1 protein-coding gene is annotated in these 664 nt (G+C 71.4%); it reads right to left on the bottom strand.

Annotation, left to right across the window (positions count from 1 at the left end; translation table 11 throughout):
- A partial coding sequence (locus G6R25_RS24425; protein ID WP_163554698.1) for a hypothetical protein occupies window positions 1-185 on the bottom strand: 185 nt, incomplete at its 3' end.
- Window positions 186-664: the final 479 nt, after the last annotated feature.

Raw genomic sequence — 664 nt, 5'->3', positions numbered from 1 at the left:
TCCAGCCAGGAGTCGCGACGGGCCGTCGGGCCGAGGCGGACGTCCGCATGCGTGGGCACGGCGGCCGGGCTGATCGGGGCGGGGGAGTAGTCGGCGAGCTGGCGGCGGGGGGCACCACGCCGCTCGGCGGCGAGATAGTCCAACAGCCGAAGCGACCGGCTGCGCACCTGGCCACGGGCGGACAACGGACATCGGCTCCTCGGGCGGACAGGCGGGGTCAGAGGGCGCGGCGGCCACGGGCCAGATGTGGTCTGTGCCTCCGCCTGAGGCGACACTACGGCCTGCGTCCGACAACATCGCAGGTTTCCCGACCGCCGAGGCGGCGTCGCCTCCCGCCGTACCGCTGCGATTCCCAGCCCGACCTCGTGTTTCGCCGAGCGGGACGGCTCCCGGTGAGACGGTCGTCCTGGACGAGCACGCCAGTCCCGGTCTCGACGATCAAGGTGTTCCGCAGAACCGTCCGCCGGGCACCGACCGCGGCCGACCGCGGTGCGTTCTGTACGGGCTGGGCCCGCAAACCGTGAATCCCGTACCGCAATGCGCCCGCCGCGCCCGACCAAGTGATCATGGTGTTCCCTAAGGAACACTGCGTCACGCGTTCGGGCGGATCGCTATCTCGTGACGAGCTGGACGGTCCCAGCATCATGATTCCCGCCTGGCCGGC

Source organism: Candidatus Frankia alpina (genome assembly GCF_902806485.1).
In the GTDB taxonomy this organism is placed as follows: domain Bacteria; phylum Actinomycetota; class Actinomycetes; order Frankiales; family Frankiaceae; genus Frankia; species Frankia alpina.
Note: the sequence above shows the minus strand (reverse complement) of the source record. Positions and strands in the feature narration are given on the sequence as shown.